Genomic DNA, 1,056 nt, shown 5'->3' with positions numbered 1-1,056 from the left:
TGCACCGGCCGCAGCCCCGGCCCGACCGGCACGTCCAGGACCGGGACGGTGCGGAGGGTGGACGAGGTCACAGCGCCAACCCCACCCCGCGGTCGACCAGCACCAGTGCGCCGTTGGCCCCGAGCAGCCGGTCGTTGGCGTAGTTGAGCGACGCCGAGCGCAGGTCCCGGAACAGCCGCTCCAGCGGCATCGGCGCGTCGCGCAGGTAGCCGTGGCGCAGACCGACCACCTCGACCAGGGCGTCCACGACGGCGAACGAGCGCTCGGCGGCGTGCACCTTGAGCCCGTTGAGCCGCAGTTGCACGTCCGGCGCCTCCGGGTCGGGCGCGAGGCCCGCGTCCAGCACCACCTGCGCGATCAGGGCGGCCGTCGTGTCCAGGTCGAGCCGCACCCTGGCCAGCCGGGCGCGCAGCAGGTCGGAGTCCAGGTCGAACTGCTTGCGCCCCGCCGGGCTGCGCACCAGCTCCAGCACGGCCCGCAGGGCGCCCCGCGCGGCACCGAGCCAGCACGACGCCCACGCGATGTGGCCGACCGGCACGAACGTGCGCAGCGCCACCTCGCGGAACCCGCCCGCACCGCCGACGACCGCGCTCTCCTCCACCGCGCCGGACAGGTGCAGGGGTCCGCTGTGCGTGCCGCGCATGCCCATCGGGTCCCAGGAGAAGCCCTCGGCGTGCCGCACGGTCAGCTGCGCGCGGTCCGCGTAGACCAGGGACACCTCCGACGGCTGGGCCGACTCGGAGTCCTTCATGGTGATCAGGAAGCCGTCGGCGTCCGAGCCGCCGGTGACGATCGGCGCGTCGCGGTCGACGTGCACCCGGCCGCCCTCGCGGCGCAGCGGCGCGTGGGCGCTGAGCAGGTGGCCGCCCTTGACCTTCTCGCTGGTCACGGAGGCGACGTACACCTCGCCGGCGGCCAGCCGGGGCAGCAGGTCGGCGCGCAGCTCCGGACCCGCGTGCCCGACCAGCGCCGCGTCCTGCTGGCAGTGCATCGCCCAGACCATGCCCGTGGACAGGCACTCGCCCGACAGCTCCGCGGCCACCCGGACCAGGTCGT

General features: G+C 75.3%; 1 protein-coding gene. It reads right to left on the bottom strand.

What is annotated here, in order from left to right:
- Positions 1-67: 67 nt before the first annotated feature.
- Positions 68-1,056 (bottom strand): acyl-CoA dehydrogenase family protein (locus AB0G02_RS41990; RefSeq protein ID WP_360806699.1); only part of this gene is annotated, 989 nt, incomplete at its 5' end.

The sequence above is a fragment of the Actinosynnema sp. NPDC023658 genome (genome assembly GCF_040639995.1).
In the GTDB taxonomy this organism is placed as follows: domain Bacteria; phylum Actinomycetota; class Actinomycetes; order Mycobacteriales; family Pseudonocardiaceae; genus Actinosynnema.
Note: the sequence above shows the minus strand (reverse complement) of the source record. Positions and strands in the feature narration are given on the sequence as shown.